General features: G+C 53.0%; 20 protein-coding genes. 8 read left to right on the top strand and 12 right to left on the bottom strand.

Annotation, left to right across the window (positions count from 1 at the left end; all coding sequences use genetic code 11):
• The first annotated feature begins 390 nt into the window (after nt 1–390).
• From J5067_RS12200 to ubiA, 5 genes are all read left to right on the top strand, one after another.
• Nucleotides 391–861: an FxsA family protein gene (locus tag J5067_RS12200; RefSeq protein ID WP_264651215.1), complete on the top strand. Its 471-nt coding sequence runs from the start codon at nt 391–393 to the stop codon at nt 859–861.
• A gap of 208 nt (nt 862–1,069) precedes the next feature.
• A complete protein-coding gene (locus J5067_RS12195; protein ID WP_195312573.1) occupies nt 1,070–1,363 on the top strand; it encodes a co-chaperone GroES in 294 nt (97 codons plus the stop codon).
• Nucleotides 1,364–1,398: 35 nt separating this feature from the next.
• Nucleotides 1,399–3,054 carry a chaperonin GroEL gene (gene groL / locus J5067_RS12190; RefSeq protein WP_264643993.1) on the top strand — a complete coding sequence of 552 codons (1,656 nt, stop codon included), beginning with the start codon at nt 1,399–1,401 and terminating at the stop codon, nt 3,052–3,054.
• Nucleotides 3,055–3,323: 269 nt separating this feature from the next.
• Complete coding sequence (gene ubiC / locus J5067_RS12185) at nt 3,324–3,872, top strand: chorismate lyase (RefSeq protein WP_264651214.1); 549 nt, start codon at nt 3,324–3,326, stop codon at nt 3,870–3,872.
• 12 nt (nt 3,873–3,884) lie between these two features.
• Entirely contained in the window at nt 3,885–4,748 is an 864-nt protein-coding gene (gene ubiA, locus J5067_RS12180) for a 4-hydroxybenzoate octaprenyltransferase (protein WP_264644366.1), read from the top strand.
• Between the two features lie 70 nt (nt 4,749–4,818).
• On the opposite strand, the gene plsB is transcribed toward ubiA, so the two are convergent.
• Nucleotides 4,819–7,284 carry a glycerol-3-phosphate 1-O-acyltransferase PlsB gene (plsB, locus tag J5067_RS12175; RefSeq protein WP_264643995.1) on the bottom strand — a complete coding sequence of 822 codons (2,466 nt, stop codon included), beginning with the start codon at nt 7,282–7,284 and terminating at the stop codon, nt 4,819–4,821.
• Between the two features lie 128 nt (nt 7,285–7,412).
• On the opposite strand from plsB, the gene J5067_RS12170 reads away from it, so the two are divergent.
• Entirely contained in the window at nt 7,413–7,781 is a 369-nt protein-coding gene (locus J5067_RS12170) for a diacylglycerol kinase (RefSeq protein ID WP_264643996.1), read from the top strand.
• Nucleotides 7,782–7,901: 120 nt separating this feature from the next.
• Nucleotides 7,902–8,513, top strand: coding sequence for a transcriptional repressor LexA (gene lexA / locus J5067_RS12165; protein WP_264643997.1), 612 nt, complete (start codon nt 7,902–7,904; stop codon nt 8,511–8,513).
• Nucleotides 8,514–8,579: 66 nt separating this feature from the next.
• Here the strand turns inward: lexA and zur are convergent, their stop codons facing one another.
• Nucleotides 8,580–9,101 (bottom strand): zinc uptake transcriptional repressor Zur, encoded by a 522-nt coding sequence (zur, locus tag J5067_RS12160; protein WP_264643998.1) that lies wholly within the window; start codon nt 9,099–9,101, stop codon nt 8,580–8,582.
• A gap of 99 nt (nt 9,102–9,200) precedes the next feature.
• A complete protein-coding gene (locus tag J5067_RS12155; protein WP_264643999.1) occupies nt 9,201–9,902 on the bottom strand; it encodes a pirin family protein in 702 nt (233 codons plus the stop codon).
• 108 nt (nt 9,903–10,010) lie between these two features.
• Between J5067_RS12155 and J5067_RS12150 the strand changes: the two genes are divergently transcribed.
• Nucleotides 10,011–10,907 carry a LysR family transcriptional regulator gene (locus J5067_RS12150; protein WP_264644000.1) on the top strand — a complete coding sequence of 299 codons (897 nt, stop codon included), beginning with the start codon at nt 10,011–10,013 and terminating at the stop codon, nt 10,905–10,907.
• A 28-nt stretch (nt 10,908–10,935) separates the two neighbouring features.
• Here the strand turns inward: J5067_RS12150 and J5067_RS12145 are convergent, their stop codons facing one another.
• The 9 genes from J5067_RS12145 to exuR form a co-directional block, all read right to left on the bottom strand.
• Nucleotides 10,936–11,931, bottom strand: coding sequence for a glutathione S-transferase family protein (locus tag J5067_RS12145; protein ID WP_264651213.1), 996 nt, complete (start codon nt 11,929–11,931; stop codon nt 10,936–10,938).
• A gap of 108 nt (nt 11,932–12,039) precedes the next feature.
• Nucleotides 12,040–12,435, bottom strand: coding sequence for a DoxX family protein (locus J5067_RS12140; protein ID WP_264644367.1), 396 nt, complete (start codon nt 12,433–12,435; stop codon nt 12,040–12,042).
• Between the two features lie 189 nt (nt 12,436–12,624).
• Nucleotides 12,625–12,909 carry a YqjK-like family protein gene (locus J5067_RS12135; protein WP_264629437.1) on the bottom strand — a complete coding sequence of 95 codons (285 nt, stop codon included), beginning with the start codon at nt 12,907–12,909 and terminating at the stop codon, nt 12,625–12,627.
• The gene (locus tag J5067_RS12130; protein ID WP_264644003.1) at nt 12,906–13,301 is read right to left on the bottom strand and encodes a phage holin family protein; all 396 of its coding nucleotides are present in this window, start codon (nt 13,299–13,301) and stop codon (nt 12,906–12,908) included. The genes J5067_RS12135 and J5067_RS12130 overlap by 4 nt, the downstream gene beginning before the upstream one ends.
• Nucleotides 13,302–13,325: 24 nt before the next feature.
• Nucleotides 13,326–13,631 (bottom strand): YqjD family protein, encoded by a 306-nt coding sequence (locus J5067_RS12125; RefSeq protein ID WP_222159365.1) that lies wholly within the window; start codon nt 13,629–13,631, stop codon nt 13,326–13,328.
• A 185-nt stretch (nt 13,632–13,816) separates the two neighbouring features.
• Entirely contained in the window at nt 13,817–14,236 is a 420-nt protein-coding gene (locus tag J5067_RS12120; RefSeq protein ID WP_264651212.1) for a DUF1090 domain-containing protein, read from the bottom strand.
• Nucleotides 14,237–14,242: 6 nt separating this feature from the next.
• Nucleotides 14,243–14,623 (bottom strand): EnvZ/OmpR regulon moderator MzrA, encoded by a 381-nt coding sequence (gene mzrA, locus J5067_RS12115; protein WP_264644005.1) that lies wholly within the window; start codon nt 14,621–14,623, stop codon nt 14,243–14,245.
• 1 nt (nt 14,624) lies between these two features.
• Complete coding sequence (locus J5067_RS12110; protein WP_264644006.1) at nt 14,625–15,299, bottom strand: DedA family protein; 675 nt, start codon at nt 15,297–15,299, stop codon at nt 14,625–14,627.
• A gap of 414 nt (nt 15,300–15,713) precedes the next feature.
• On the bottom strand, nt 15,714–16,490 hold the full coding sequence (gene exuR / locus J5067_RS12105; RefSeq protein ID WP_264644007.1) for a transcriptional regulator ExuR: 777 nt from the start codon (nt 16,488–16,490) through the stop codon (nt 15,714–15,716).
• Between the last annotated feature and the right edge of the window lie 92 nt (nt 16,491–16,582).

The following is a 16,582-nucleotide window of genomic DNA, read 5'->3' as shown; positions in this document are numbered from 1 at the left end:
TTATCACGAGGGTGTTACCACAAAATGTATCACCACAGGCAACAGTCGCAGAACGATTGACCATAACTGCCTCCGCTGGGGTGATGATATATTGTATAGAATCCCAAAAGCGTAGTTTCGATCACTCAATGAAGATGTGTAATTAATAAAGTAAATAAATTGTGATAGTGGTCACTGGTGATTATTGCGCAACGAAATTTTCCATCTACAGGTTGAAAATCCTCGCTTGCGCTACCACTTCATTAAATTATAAGGGTTGATGTTGGATCTCTGGTGATAGGTCTTCATGATGGCCGGATGCATAACAGATGACGGCAGCCTGTGACTCAGGCGGATATCGATCGTTTTGTTCGTTTTATAACAAACAGTTAAATAAATCAGGAGAATCCAGTGCGCTGGTTACCGCTATTCCTACTCTTTCTTTTTGCCTACATCGAAATTTCGCTGTTCATCCGCGTTGCGGAAGTTCTGGGCGTCGCGGTGACGTTGCTGCTGGTGGTGTTTACCTCCTGTATTGGCGTTTCTCTGGTGCGCAATCAAGGGGTGAAAACGTTTATTCAAATGCAGCAGAAAATCGCGGCGGGAGAGAGCCCTGCGGCGGAAATGGTCAAAAGCGTATCGCTGGTATTGGCGGGCTTTTTGCTGCTGCTGCCCGGTTTTTTCACTGACTTCCTGGGATTGCTGCTGTTGTTGCCCCCGTTGCAAAAGCGGTTGACGGTTAAACTGATGCCTCATCTGCACATTTGGCGTGGCGCTGGCACCGCATCGTCCGGCAACAACGGCAACACCTTTGACGGTGAGTACTATCGCAAAGATGATGACCGTAAAAACCTCGAGCATAGAGACGATCAAGACAAATGATGCTGATTAAGAAAAAGATATTAAACATCTGTTTTATATCTAATTTTTATTCTTCATTATCAGAATTCCATCGTTATCGCAAAAAAAAACCTTTTTCTCCCTTGAAGGGAAGCGAATCGTCCCCACTTAGAAACTCACAAGGCGGGTATCAAAATGTACCCGGCGTTAATCCCAAACTGATATGGACTTTCTCAAAGGAGAGCTATCAATGAAAATTCGTCCATTGCATGACCGCGTGATCGTCAAGCGTAAAGAAGTCGAGTCCAAATCTGCTGGCGGTATTGTTCTGACCGGTTCTGCTGCGGCTAAATCTACCCGTGGTGAAGTACTGGCTGTGGGCCATGGCCGCATTCTGGAAAACGGCGACGTAAAACCGCTGGATGTGAAAGTTGGCGATATCGTCATTTTTAATGATGGCTATGGCGTGAAAGCCGAGAAGATCGACAACGAAGAAGTCCTGATCATGTCTGAAAGCGACATCCTGGCGATTGTTGAAGCGTAATCATCTGAATCGAACGAATTTAAGGGAAATAAACCATGGCAGCTAAAGACGTAAAATTCGGCAATGACGCGCGCGTAAAAATGCTGCGCGGCGTGAACGTTCTTGCGAACGCAGTAAAAGTGACTTTAGGCCCGAAAGGCCGCAACGTCGTCCTGGATAAATCTTTTGGTTCTCCGGTTATTACCAAAGACGGCGTGTCCGTAGCGCGTGAAATCGAGCTGGAAGACAAGTTCGAAAACATGGGCGCACAGATGGTGAAAGAAGTGGCCTCCAAAGCGAACGACGCAGCGGGCGACGGCACCACCACGGCAACCGTACTGGCACAGTCTATCGTGAACGAAGGTCTGAAGGCCGTTGCCGCAGGCATGAACCCGATGGATCTGAAACGCGGTATCGATAAAGCGGTTATCGCTGCGGTTGAAGAACTGAAAAAACTGTCCGTACCTTGCGCTGACACCAAAGCCATTGCTCAGGTCGGTACCATCTCTGCCAACTCTGATGACACAGTGGGTAAACTGATCGCTGAAGCCATGGAGAAAGTGGGCAAAGAAGGCGTTATCACCGTCGAAGAAGGCTCCGGCTTACAAGATGAACTGGCCGTTGTGGAAGGGATGCAGTTCGATCGCGGTTATCTCTCCCCGTATTTCATCAACAAACCGGAAACCGGTTCCGTTGAGCTGGAAAGCCCGTTCATCCTGCTGGCTGACAAAAAGATCTCCAACATCCGTGAAATGCTGCCGGTACTGGAAGCCGTTGCCAAAGCAGGCAAACCGCTGCTGATCATCGCAGAAGATGTTGAAGGTGAAGCGCTGGCTACGCTGGTGGTGAACACCATGCGCGGTATCGTTAAAGTGGCTGCCGTGAAGGCACCTGGCTTCGGCGATCGTCGTAAAGCCATGCTGCAAGACATCGCAACCCTGACTGCCGGTACCGTTATCTCTGAAGAGATCGGTCTGGAACTGGAAAAAGCCACCCTGGAAGATCTGGGTCAGGCAAAACGCGTTGTGATCAACAAAGACACCACCATCATCATCGACGGTGTGGGTGATGAAGTGGTTATCCAGGGTCGTGTTGGTCAGATTCGTCAGCAGATTGAAGATGCGACTTCCGATTACGATCGCGAAAAACTGCAAGAGCGCGTTGCCAAACTGGCGGGCGGCGTTGCCGTTATCAAAGTCGGCGCGGCTACTGAAGTCGAAATGAAAGAGAAGAAAGCACGCGTTGAAGATGCGCTGCACGCGACCCGTGCTGCCGTTGAAGAAGGCGTGGTTGCCGGTGGTGGTGTAGCGCTGATTCGCGTAGCCAATGCCATTCGCAATCTGCAAGCTGAAAACGAAGATCAGAACGTGGGTATTCGTGTTGCGCTGCGCGCGATGGAAGCACCGCTGCGTCAAATCGTGGAAAATGCCGGTGAAGAACCTTCCGTTGTGGCTAACAACGTGAAAGCAGGCGAAGGTAACTACGGTTACAACGCCGCAACCGAAGCTTACGGCAACATGATCGACATGGGTATTCTGGATCCAACCAAAGTAACCCGTTCTGCACTGCAATATGCCGCATCCATTGCAGGCCTGATGATCACTACCGAATGTATGATTACCGACCTGCCGAAAGAAGATAAAGGCGATTTAGGTGCTGCTGGCGGTATGGGTGGCATGGGCGGTATGGGTGGTATGGGCGGCATGATGTAATCAACGCCGGGCACTGGCGCGTTGCGCTGAGGCCCGGGTGGATAGCATCAACACGCTTTTACGCTCAACGTAAACACTATCTGGTATAGCGCCAGATAGTGTTTTTTTATGCGCCATTTTTGTCTTTTTTCTGAGCAAACGGCGATCAAATCTTGCCAGCGCGCTGTCAAAGATTAAAAAAATGTTATCATATTGCGCACCCAACGGTGGCGGGGTGTGCTGAGGCGTGATGTTTTGTGCGTTACAACAGCCACCATTGGAGTAGGGATATGTCCGATGCAGCGCTAACACTGCTGCGCACCATAGAATGGTTGCACGCGACCGATTGGTTAAAAGAAACGCCGATGGCGTTACCATCCCCCGTCGATACCTGGCTGACAGAGACCGGTTCGATGACGCAGCGGCTGGAACGACATTGCACACAGTTGACGGTGGTGCCGTACTATAATGGTTACGTTGCGGCTGAGATGCTGGGTGATGAACAGCACGAGTTGCCTGACTGCGCGCGTTATTGGCTGCGAGAGGTGATAATCTACGGCGATGGACAGCCCTGGGTGGCCGCCAGAACGCTGATTCCGCCCTCAGCCCTTGACACCTCGGTGTCCGCGTTGACTACGCTTGGTAATACACCGCTCGGGCGCTATCTGTTCAAACAGAACTCCCTGCAACGCGATTACATACACATTGGACGCTGTGAAAACCTGTGGGCTCGGCGATCCCGTTTGCGTTTGTTTAATCAGCCGATACTGCTGACAGAATTGTTTTTGCCCTCGTCGCCTGCGTATCATTTTCAAGGCGTTGACCAGGGTAACCGTTAAGGAGAAATGACGTTGGAACGAAGTATGACAGCGGGAAAATGGGGCGCTTACTGTCGGTTAATGCGAATTGATAGGCCGATCGGTTCCCTGCTGTTGCTCTGGCCAACCCTCTGGGCATTATGGCTGGCGGGTGGCGGTGTGCCGAGACCGTGGACGCTGTTGGTGTTTGTCGCGGGGGTGTTTCTGATGCGCGCGGCAGGCTGTGTGATCAATGATTACGCCGACCGCCATTTTGATGGGCATGTCAAACGTACCGCGTCTCGCCCTTTACCCAGCGGCCTGGTGAGCGAGCAATCGGCAAAAGTGCTGTTTGTCGTTTTGGTGCTACTGGCGTTTGCGCTGGTGCTGACGTTGAATCGGATGACCATTTGGCTCTCCGTGGCGGCGTTGGCGTTGGCATGGATATACCCCTTCATGAAACGCGTCAGCCATCTGCCGCAGTTTGTGTTGGGCGCAGCCTTCGGCTGGTCGATCCCCATGGCGTATGCCGCAGTCAGCGAATCGCTGCCCGCCAGCGCCTGGATCATGTTTTTAGCCTACATCTGCTGGACTGTCGCCTATGACACGCAATATGCCATGGTCGATCGCGATGATGATCTCAAGATTGGCATCAAATCCACCGCTATTCTGTTCGGGCGCTTTGATACCTTGATCATCGGCTTGTTGCAGGCGAGCATGCTGGCGTTGATGGTGGTGCTAGGCATGCAAATGAAGCTGGGCGCCGCATTTTTCCTGACGGTGCTGATGGCGGCTGGTCTTTTTGGTTATCAGCAATGGCTGACCGCCGGGCGTGAGCGCGATGCCTGTTTCCGTGCGTTCCTCAACAATAACTATGTGGGCATGGTGTTGTTTGCGGGAATTGTGCTGGGGCTGTGATGGTCCCCGGCATCACACAGGGCGTGTGATGCCGGAGTAAAGCGGTAACGGATGGTGCTTTAACGCAACACTACGCTTGCGCTACTTCCTGCTTTTCGTCTTCCGGTTCTGCGCTGGCCGGTGTACTGGCACTTTCAATCGTCAACCTGACTTCCGGTGTGATTAAATCGCTCAGAATACGATAGAGCTCCAGTGTACTGCGCGTATCCACGCTGCTGCTGTCGCTGATGTAGCCTTCCTGACGTAGCGTGGCTACCAGCGTTGAGAACACGGCTTTATCAAAGAACTCAGGCGCGTTAATGCCATGCAGCACCGACAGACGCTGGGCCATATTGCGGCTTTCTTTTTCCAAGGTACCGCGGTTCATTTCCGGGTTAGCGCCGAGTAATGACAGCGTAATCGCGTAGCGTTGCAGGGTTTCCCGCACACCGGCAGCCAGCAGTTGGAGCGTGCGAATTCGCAGCGGATTTAGCACCAGCGCATCTTGTTTGATGACAATCAGTTCCTGACGCACCAGCTCCGTGGTTAACGTTTCAATGACCGCAGGCAGTGCCTCTTTACTGTAATGCAAGAACAGTTCGGCTTGAATTAACGGGTAAATCAACGACATTTGTCGTGTTAATTCATCCGGCGTGATCCTGCCACGGTGCATGATAATGCTGGCGATCATCGATGGCAGCACCAGCAAATGCTGGATGTTGTTGCGGTAATACGTCATCAACACGGCCTGTTCGCGCGGCAGAATGATGATCTCGCCAATATTGTCTTGTTCAACTTCAAATTTGTTCATTGCCAGCGCGTGTTCCAGCAGTTCCGGCGCCGTCTTTTTCGGCGCAGTGACATCTTTGCTGTAAGGCACGTTGCGCAGCAATTGCAAATAGCAGTCCAGTTGCTCATGCATTTGTTCACGGGTCAGCGCGCGCTGACGTGATGCCAACAGTGCGGTGGAGCACAGGTTCATGGCGTTGGCGGCTGCGGCGTTGTTAATGCGCACCATGATGATATCGGCAATATTCTGCACGGTAGGCGTGAGCCAGGTAGGGCGCTGCGCTTCAATCGGATCGATCGCCTCGCGCCACTGCGGCACATGGTGATTGAGGTAAGGCGTCAGCGACAGTGGCTCGCCAAAATTCACATAGCCTTGCCCCAGATTGCGCAGTTTGCGTAACCCGCGCACCATCTGCATCAAGCCTTCTTTCTCTTTAGTGGCACCGCGCAACTCTTTGGCATAGGTGCCCACTTCCATCACATGCTCATAACCCACATAAATCGGCACCAGCGTGATGGGGCGCGTACCACCGCGAAGCATCGCCTGAAGGGTCATGGCCAGCGTGCCGGTCTTGGGCTCCAGCAAACGGCCGGTGCGCGAACGCCCCCCTTCCATAAAGTACTCAACGGAGTAGCCGCGAGAGAACAGCTCACCGAGATATTCACGGAAAATGGTGGAGTAGAGCTTGTTGCCTTTGAAGGTCCGGCGAATAAAGAAAGCACCCAGACGGCGGAAAATCGGTCCTGCTGGCCAGAAATTCAGGTTGATACCTGCCGCGATATGGGGGGGAACCAGACCCTGGTGGTAAAGCACATAGGAGAGCAGCAGGTAGTCCATGTGACTACGGTGGCAAGGCACGTAGACCAGCTCATGGCCATCCTGCGCCAACTGACGTACGCGCTCGGCATTGTGTACGTTGATACCTTGATACAGGCGGTTCCAGGTCCAGCTCAGAATGCGATCCGACAGCCGCACGGCTTCATAAGAGAAGTCCGCGGCGATCTCTTCCATCAGGGCGATAGCATTTTGCTGCGCTTTCTCATGGGAGATTTTCTTGCTGCGCGCCTCATCTTCAACGGCTTTCTTGATGGCCTTCGAGTCCAGCAGCTTATGGAATAGCTCCTGACGTACCGGCAAACGCGGGCCTACGGCGGCCAGGCGTTGACGGGCAAAGTGCATGCGTGCGACACGCGCCAGTTTGTGCGCTATGGTTTTGTCGGTGCCGTGTTCGGTTGCCATGTGACGCAGCGACACGATGCTGGAGAAGCGTACAAAGCTGTCGCGTCCCAGCCAGATAACGGCGAAAAATTTCTCAATCCCGTTGAGCAGACGCAGATGCGGCGTGGCACCGTGCTGTCCTTCACGGCCCGGAGAGCGGCCAAACATGACAGAAACGGGCACCATCTGCACATCGAGATAGGGATTGTTGCGGTGCAGATCCAGATAATCGTGGAACAGTTTGACGGATTCCTGCTTCGGCGTGTAATAGCGGAATACGCGTGGGCCATCGTTAATAAATACGTGGCTGGGCAGCGACACACCGTCAATTTCCGTGGGTTCCAGCGGATCCGGCAGTTCTAACGCTTGGCATTTTGCGCGCAGCGTCAGTAAATCCGCCTGTGAGTTATAAGGCAGCACATAAAGAATGGGGCGAGAAGGATCTAGCCCTAACTCCGCCACGGGATCGTTAGGAATTATCTTGCTTTTCACTAACAATTTGAGTGGGAAATTCAGTAATTTATAGTAAATTTTACGCCAGCCGGACATAACAACCAGAAGCCTCTTGAGTAGCAATGCGCCGCAAGGATACCAGAAAGTACAAGGGAGATCTGTGGTGTGAGACAACGGTGTTACGGGAAAATTGCAAAAAATCTCTGATAAACGGGTGAAAAAACATGAATAAGGCTACCGGGGTAACTCGGATTATCAAGGCAACCGGGTACTCCCTCAAAGGGCTGAAACAGGCATGGCAGCACGAAGCTGCATTTCGACAAGAACTGATGCTGCTGGTCGTAGCGGTGCTGGTCGCGTGTTGGCTGCCCGTAGCACTGCTGGAGCGGCTATTGCTGATTGGCGTAGTGGTGGTAGTGGTGCTGATGGAACTGGTCAACAGCGCCATTGAGGCGGTTGTCGATCGCGTGGGAACCGAGCATCACGAACTGTCCGGGCGCGCCAAGGATATCGGATCGGCGGCCGTGTTTGTGGCCTTGGTGTTTGCCGGCATTGTCTGGGTCAGCATTCTCTGGCCCCTCATCCTGGGGTGATTTCAGCATGATTTTGGGGCAACGCTCATAAAAACACGGGTATTTGCCTCTCTGTCATTCCCAAGCCGCGATGACCTGTATATACTCACAGATAAACTGTATAAACAACCAGGGGGCGGGATGAAAGCATTAACAACCAGACAGCAGCAGGTCTATGATCTGATTCGCGATCATATTGCGCAGTCCGGCATGCCGCCAACGCGTGCCGAAATCGCCCAGCGACTGGGTTTCCGCTCACCGAACGCAGCGGAAGAGCATCTGAAGGCGCTGGCGCGCAAAGGCGTGATTGAAATCGTCTCCGGCGCATCACGCGGGATCCGCCTGTTGATGGAAGAAGAAAATGTTGGACTGCCGCTGATTGGCCGTGTCGCCGCGGGTGAGCCGCTGCTGGCGCAAGAGCACATCGAGTGTCACTATCAGGTCGATCCGGCCATGTTCAAACCGCACGCCGACTTTTTGCTGCGCGTCAGCGGTATGTCTATGAAAGACATCGGTATATTAGACGGTGATTTGCTGGCCGTGCATAAAACCCAAGAGGTGCGTAACGGCCAGGTAGTGGTGGCGCGCATTGAGGATGAAGTGACGGTTAAGCGCTTGAAACGTCAAGGTAACACCGTACAACTTCTGGCGGAGAATGACGCATTTTCTCCCATCGTGGTTGATTTGCGTGAGCAGAGCTTCAGCATTGAAGGATTGGCCGTCGGTGTTATCCGCAACGGTGAGTGGAGCTAAACGCCGTTAGCCGACAGGGCGTTTCTTTCAGGGAAAGCCTTGTCGGTGATGTATCAGCCTTTCAGATCAACGTCCGGGTTTCGCACTCTTGATGGGCACCGTATGGTCATGGTGACAGTGCCCGTGTTCACGGCAATCAGCCACTTCCTGACAGGCTTCGCACAGGCCGTGTGCCTCGACCACGCTGTGACGCAGCGTGAAATTAGCGCTTTGTGCCAACTGCTGAAGAATGGCTTCAATGCCTTCCGTCTGGCGTTCCGTAACTTGCCCGCAACGATCGCAAATAAACAGCGCTGAAGTATGGCTATGCTCTTCAATGTGGTGACACATGACATAGCTGTTGGTCGATTCCACACGATGGATAAACCCTTGCTCCAGCAGAAAATCCAGCGCGCGGTATACGGTAGGGGGTTTTGCTTGTGGTTCTGAGGCGCGCAGCAGATCCAACAGATCGTAAGCACTGATCGCGCCGTGTTGCTGTGCCATCAGCCGAAGCACTTCGAGTCGCTGTGGCGTAAGGCGTACATTGCGCTGCTGGCAAATGCTTTCCGCCTGGGCAAGGAGTTTGTCTTGGTCGCTTGAATCCATTGGCCTGATCCTACCGCTTGATGATGAACACGTCCTCCATCTTACCATGTAAGGCGCGGGGTGCGCTGTGATAATCCATCAAAGCGCCGAGAAAGCGACTCAGGCAACCAAATCGATCAGCAGCGCGCGCAACGGGGCTTTGGCGCGGATAGTCAGCTGTTTTTCCTGCTGAATGAAGGCGCCGTCTCCACACTGTAATACCGTTGCGTTCTCTTGCGGCGTCATGGCTTCCATCGCACCGTGAATCACCTGAAAGTAGGCGCGGTTGCCGTTGAGCGTAAAGGTGTGCTGTTCACCCTCATCGAGTTGCAGATGATGTACCCAAACCTGCTGGCGAAGTTGCAGGCTGCCGTTTTCACCTTCCGGTGAGGCGAGCAGTTTGACCTTTGCATTGCACAGTGCAAGCCGTTGCAACGCGCTGTTTTCCCGTGACGGGCAGGCATTGAACCACAGTTGCAAACGCGTCAACGGCGTTTCATCGCTGATGCTGTGCTCGCTGTAGCTTACCGCTGGCTGTGCCGCCAATAACAAGACGTCACCCGCTTTTGCGCGGATATGCCCGCCGTTGCTGTCGCGATATTCCGCTTCACCTTGCAACAGAATATTTAAAATATCGACCTGCGGGTAGGTACGTGGCTGAAATGCCGCGCCTGGCTTGAGGACTTCCTGGTTCAACACGCGCAGTGAGGCAAAGCCTAACAGTTCAGGATCGAAATAATGGCCGAAGGAGAAGGTGTAGCGCGCTTGCAGCCAGCCGTAGTCAGCTTGACCGCACTGTTCCGCTGTTCTGCATGTGATCATGGTTCTGCACCTCAAAAATTATACTAAACAGATAGTAATTGTGTGGACGTTGGATTGTTAGCTAGTTAATCTGGTGGGTATATTCAAAATTCCTGAATGAGTGAATAAATGGCAAAAGATCGGGCATTAACGCTGGAAGCGCTGCGAGTGATGGACGCCATCGATCGCCGTGGCAGCTTTGCGGCGGCGGCTGATGAGCTGGGGCGCGTGCCGTCGGCGCTGAGCTATACCATGCAGAAGCTGGAAGAAGAGCTCGACGTCGTGCTTTTTGATCGCTCAGGTCACCGCACTAAATTTACCAACGTGGGCCGGATGTTGCTCGAACGGGGAAGAATCCTGCTCGAAGCGGCGGATAAACTCACCACCGATGCGGAAGCGCTGGCACGCGGCTGGGAAACCCATATCACCATTGTCGTTGAAGCGCTGATCCCTACCGAGAAGTTGTTTCCCCTGCTGGATAAGCTGGCGCTGAAGGCTAATACCCAAGTGTCATTGCTGACCGAGGTGCTGGCCGGTGCCTGGGAGCGTCTGGAGCAGGGGCGGGCCGATATCGTGATTGCCCCTGATATGCACTTTCGCGCCTCTTCCGAAGTGAATACGCGCAAGCTATACACCATGAACAACGTTTACGTTGCCAGCCCGGACCACCCTATTCATCAGGAGCCTGAGCCCCTGTCGGATGTGACTCGCATTAAATATCGCGGGATTGCCGTGGCGGATACCGCGCGTGAACGCCCGGTATTGACCGTGCAACTGTTGGATAAGCAGCAGCGTTTAACGGTGAGTTCAATTGATGATAAACGCCGCGCGCTGTTGGCGGGATTGGGCGTTGCCACCATGCCTTACCCGATGGTCGCCAGGGATATTGCCGAAGGGCGCTTGCGGGTTGTCAGCCCGGAATATTCCATGGAGAGCCAGATTATCATGGCCTGGCGTCGTGACAGCATGGGCGAGGCAAAATCCTGGTTCTTGCGCGAATTGCCCAAAGCGCTGAACCAGGCGTGATGTGCTGCTCGCGACGATCGTTTGCTGATTAAACCGTCCGCTCATTAAATCTGTCGCGCCCGTGCGGCGCGCTCAGGTCGTTTTCTGGCCCGATGGAAATAATGCCGTGCGGATTGATGGTACCGTGGCTGCGATAGTAGTGATGGCGGATATGTGGGATGTTCACGGTATCCGCAATGCCAGGAATTTGGTAAATATCGCGCAGGAACCCAAACAGATTCGGGTAGTCTGCCAGCCGACGTTTGTCACACTTGAAATGAGTGTGGTAGACCGGATCGAAGCGCAGTAACGTGGTCCACAGCCGAATATCGGCTTCAGTCAATGCGTTGCCTGTCAGGTAACGCTGTTGCGCCAGACGGACTTCCAACGAAGCCAATGCCTCGAATACGCCATTGACCGCTTCATCATAGGCGCTTTGCGAGGTCGCAAATCCCGCTTTGTACACGCCGTTATTGATGGTGGGGTAAATCCATTCGTTTAACGCATCAATTTGCGTACGCCGCGCCTCCGGGTAGTAATCGCCGGGCGTTGCGCCAATGCCATCAAACGCCGAATTGAACATGCGGATAATATCAGCGGATTCGTTGCTGACGATGGTGTGGCGCGCTTTGTCCCACAGTACCGGAACGGTAACGCGTCCGCTGTAATCGGTATCGGCATGCAGGTAGAGCTGATAGAGAAATTCGTGCTGATAGAGTGAGTCACCGGTGGTGTCAGGAAAATCGATGCCGAAAGTCCAGCCATGATCCAACATCAGCGGATGCACCACGGACACGCCGATATGTTCCTGTAACCCTTTAAGCTGACGCATCAGCAAGGTGCGGTGCGCCCAGGGGCAGGCGAGCGAAACATAGAGGTGGTAGCGGTTGGCTTGAGCCTCGAAGCCACCTTCGCCCGTAACGCCCGGCGCGCCATCCGGCGTTATCCAGTGGCGAAACTGCGCTGTGGTACGTTTGAAGTGACCGCCTGTCTTGCTGGTGTCATACCAGGTATCGTGCCATACGCCATCGATCAGTTGTCCCATAGGTCCTCCATCATCAATGTAAAAACCAGGGCGCAGAGTACTGCGCCGCTGGTGCGAGAGGGTATGCCTGGTGTTGGCATCAGACTGCTTTGGTATAAAACTACGGTATTACCACTTTTTATTCAAAATACGGTCGATGCTGAAAGCACCCGGACCCGTTACTGCCAGCAGCAGAAAACCGCCTGCGATGGTCAGGTTCTTCAGGAACATCAACTGATTTACACCTTCGGCAAAGTTAGTGTGAAACAGCAGGGCAGTCAGCAGCGTGAATCCCGCTGTGAAAAGGGCTACGGTGCGAGTCAGAAGACCGAACAGCACCGCCAGGCCACCGCCCAGTTCCAGCAGAATGGTCAGCGGCAGCAGAAAAGTCGGAACGCCCATCGCCTGCATATATTGCGCGGTGCCCGCATAAGCATCACCCAGTTTGCCGTAACCTGCCACGATGAACAGGATTGGCATAAAGATGCGAGCGATAAGCAGCGCAGTATTTTCTAAATTTTTCATCATTTGTCTCCAAGGGAAAGGGGGGCTGGCAACAGGTCTGTATGCCGCTCTAGAGCAGGATATCTCTGGGGATATCATCTGCACATCCGGTATGGAGCAAATACTATGGGGGAAATGATTTGGATTCCAGCGAGTTAAATTGTCTGTTTTTTTCAGAAAATCTGAATATGTGCCAGCAATCCGTGGTGCCTAGCGGGGCGACAGCGTTTTGCGCAGAAGCCGTAGTGTTCCCAGCAGGCCAATGCCGCGTCTGGCCCAACGAATCAGCCGGTTTGGGTGGCGCACGCCATACAGCGCCGCAGCGCCGGAAGCGAGAAGCCAGTAGCGACGCCACGCCATGATGCGCAGCCAGTAACCATCGTAGCGGGCTGTTTTTTCCAGCCACACTCTTCTTTCATAAATCACATCGATACGCTGCTGCTCAATCTGGCGTAACAGTCGGGTCTTTTCTTCCCGGCGCTGCTGACGATTCATTTTTCCTCCTCTTCCAGCAGCGCTCTGTCGGTGCGAAGTTCTTTACGCGTGGCTTTGAGCAGCGTGGCGCGACGCGCCTTGGCGAGTGTCCACAGGCCGATAATCAGTGCCAGACCGAGCAGCGTGGCGGTGATCCAGGCTAATGCCAACAAACGGTATTCTGGCTCCAGACCCCAAATAATCAGTGCAATCAGGCTCATCAGACCGAATGCGGCGAAAATAAGGGTGAGTCCGGTGAGCAGCAGCAGCTGCAACAGATGATTCTTTTCTTCTTCTAACTCAATGACAACCAGACGAAGGCGCGTTTCCACAATGCCGACAAGCAGCGTCAGGATACGCTGCGCTGAAGCAATAGCCCCGCTAGCGGGGCCCTGTCGTTGTTTTTCAGTCATAAAAAATTACTGAACTCCCGTCAATCAGCGGCGTGCCAGCAAAACGCCCAGCACAACCCCTACCGCAGCGCCGATACCTACGCCGGTCCACGGGTTCTGCCGAACATAGTCATCCGCGTAATCAGCAGCTTCTTTGGTCTGGTTAACGATACGTTCGCCGGTTTCACTTAACCGTGAGCGCGTGTCCTTCAGTGCGCTTTCCGCTTTGCTGCGTAATTTTTCCAATTCCGCTTTGGATTTATCGCTTGAGGAGTTCAAGACTTCTTCCAGGGTATCCGCCAGTGATTTCAACTCATTGCGCAACAGTTCAGATTGTTGATCTTTAGCCATGATTAACTCCTTTTGGATAAATAACGAGTATTAACTATAGCTCAACTTTTACGATTGGAATGGCGAAGTGGGACGAGATAATTCTGATAAGCTGCTGTAAGCGCTGGGTAATACCATAAAACGCGCCCAACCTGGGTCTATGAACATGGGGTGGGCGGCAATCAATACCAGCGGAACCTGATGGATTACTGCCCACCGGCAGCGGTGATTTCCTGCTGGGCCGCACGCAAGTCTTGCTGGGCTTCGGCGAGTTTTCCCTGCCGTTTTTGAATCTTGTCCGCATCGGCACCGGATTGCTGGCTTTCGCGTAATTCCGCTTCTCGCTCCGCGACTTTCGCTTGTTTCTCAGCCAGATTTTGCTGACGTTTGACGCGCAGGTCATCATCCTGACAGTGAGTTTGCACACTGCGCAGCGCTGTTTCCAGACCTTGAATCTGGCCTGCGTTACGGTGCTGGCGAGCCTGCGCCAACTGCTGTTCGATATCATAGGCTTTGGCTGCGCAGGTGCCTGCTGGCGGTACTTTTGCGTCAGCGGCATAGGCGTTGATGGTGCAGAACGCCAGACTTGCGATAACAAATCCACGGAAAACGGCTACTTTTTTCATATCATTTCACCCCAGTGTTGCAGTTTTTTGCGTGAGCTTTTGCCGCCAGAAAGGAACGGGCTTAGGCGGCTGCTGAGTGATGATTTTTGCCTGCGGAAGCGAGGATCGGAGTGCTTCACGCGCGGCAAAGGTCTGCTCCGATGAAGCCAGCCTGACAATCAGACTGTCCGGCGCAGGGGTAATGCTTTTGATGGCGATACCACGCTCATTAAGACGCTGGTAAACGTAAAAGCCATCAGGGAGCGGGGCACCCTGATGGTGAGGAAAAATTTGCAGCAACGTTTCATCCTGTTGACGGCTCGGTGTCTGGGTCAGCAGGATAATCGGCAGCATCACCAGGATCATCATGCGCCAGATGGCTTTCAGATAACGCCAACCGAATAACACGTTAGTTCCCTTTTCCAGCATTGTCGGCGCGTTTCTTACGCCACAACACCAGCAGTGAACCGAACAGACCGACGAACAATAACACCAGTGGCAACATCATCAGGCAAAACATCAACTCGTCTTCATACTTCATGAAAAGCGGCGTCTTGCCTATCGCAAACCCGAGCGACACCAGGATCAACACCCACAGCAGCCCGCTCATCCAGTTGAAAAACTGAAAGCGCGTATTGTCCAGCCCAGAAAGCCCGGCAATGGTAGGCAGCAGCGTGCGAACAAAGGCGAGAAAACGGCCAACCAGCAGCGCGGACAACCCATGACGGTGGAACAACAGATGCGCACGCTGGTGATAGTGTGCGGGGAGATGAGAGAGCCAGCCTTGTACTACCCGGGTATTCCCCAGCCACTTCCCTTGAATATAGCTTACCCAGCAGCCAAGGCTGGCGGCGGTGGTTAACAACGCAATAGTGAATGCATAATTCATCGTACCTTTGGCAACCAGCACGCCGACCAATACCAGCAGGCTGTCTCCGGGCAGAAAGGCCGCGGGTAACAGACCATTTTCCAAAAACAGGATCATGAACAGAATAAAATAGAGCGTCCAAACCAGTTTGGGGTCAGCGAGAATATCGAAATTTTGGTGCCAAAGCGCATTAACAAGTTCTTTAATTAATTCCATTCGGTATTCCTAACACAACAGCATGCTACGTGGCCCATCGGCGATGAAATACACCGACTGCAAGGGTCATTATGTACACCGGCTCGCCATGGTGAGCGCTGTTAGAGTAGAACATACCGATGTTCATCTATCTCATTAGCTTAATCCATTTTGCCCGACGAACGTGTATTGTTGCGTCTTGGCGGCAGTAACGCCGGAAATACCGGATTAAGCGTTAAAAAGAGCTTCTAACTGTAACAAAAGCCTAAAGGTTGAGATAGAGAATTATCACAGGAAAATGTGAGATTTATCGCTGCTATTTGAGAGAAAAGGTTTTTTTGCGCCCGATTTTACATTTTTTGACACTAACGGGTATTTTCAGACGTTTTTGCCTCTGTTAAGTGACAGAGGCGACAGGTTTTTTTGTGCGGGTGCTCAGGATTTGTGCGCAGTGATCGGCTCAAGATGCACGACGGGATTTTCGGCAAACATATAGCGGTCAACGTTGAATTCGAAGTCATCGGTGGTGGCACGAAACAGCATTTGCTTGGTGTTTTCCAGGTGCTGCCACATCGCCAGCTTGGCGGCGTAGGGATCTTTGCGGATCAATGCTTTAAGGATTTGATCGTGCTCTTCGCACCAGCTTTCTATCGAACGGTCGTCAATGTGTTCGTGCAATTTAAGCCAGTAGGGGTTGTGTATCCGCTGGCTCCACATTTTTTCCACGATAGTGGCCATGGCGGAGTTCTGTGTCGCTAACGCCACCTGAATGTGAAACTTCAGATCCCACTCGGAATCACGGAAACGGTCTTCCTGACGCGCATATTCCTGAATCTCCATCAATTGGACAATGTCTTGACGCGTCACCTGAGTCGCCGCAAATTCGGCAATATTGCTTTCGATTAACTGGCGTGCCTGCAACAGCTCAAACGGTCCGGCAGTGACAAACTCGATATCGCTGCCACTGGGGACGCGATGACTTTGCTGATTGGAGATGACATGAATGCCTGAGCCTTTGCGCACCTCGACGTAGCCTTCCACTTCCAGCATGATGATCGCCTCGCGCACTACCGTGCGGCTGACGTTCATCTCTTCAGAAATGTAGCGTTCGGCGGGTAATTTCTCGCCAACAAGATAAACGCCACTTTCGATGCGCTGTTTAAGTTCTGCGGCTAACTGTTGGTATAGTCGACGGGGCTCAGTGAGTGCCATATCTTTGCTCTTTAATAGATGACGGTCCGTAAATGGGGAACCTTTCCTTGCGACTTTCCTGCGCCGCAACCTCACCACAGGGGCGAAAAAAG

This window comes from Candidatus Symbiopectobacterium sp. NZEC151 (assembly GCF_025962655.1).
Classification (GTDB): Bacteria; Pseudomonadota; Gammaproteobacteria; order Enterobacterales; family Enterobacteriaceae; genus Symbiopectobacterium.
Note: the sequence above shows the minus strand (reverse complement) of the source record. Positions and strands in the feature narration are given on the sequence as shown.